1 protein-coding gene is annotated in these 253 nt (G+C 38.7%); it reads left to right on the forward strand.

From position 1 onward, the window contains the following. Positions 1 to 253: MATE family efflux transporter (locus AOA60_RS29525; RefSeq protein ID WP_218240941.1), on the forward strand; the 253-nt coding region annotated here is incomplete at both ends.

The raw sequence follows: 253 nt of genomic DNA on the forward strand, positions 1-253 counted from the left end.
TTGCTTTTGTATTATTTAACTTTACTGCTATTGGGGCAGGGGTAGTAGTTGCTCAATACATAGGAGCTAGAAGACCTAGAGACGCCAGCTTAACCATTGGAAACGCTGTAGTCCTTAATGCAATTTTTGGGATATTTATCAGTGCAGTCATTGTCTTCCTTCGTCACCCTATTCTTAACATGTTTAATTTAGAGGCTGAGCTATATGCATACGCAGAGATTTACATGATTATCGTTGGAGGAACCTTATTTAC

Origin of the sequence: Pseudomonas sp. 2822-17, assembly GCF_002742485.1 — a bacterium.
GTDB lineage: Bacteria > Pseudomonadota > Gammaproteobacteria > Pseudomonadales > Pseudomonadaceae > Aquipseudomonas > Aquipseudomonas cyclaminis.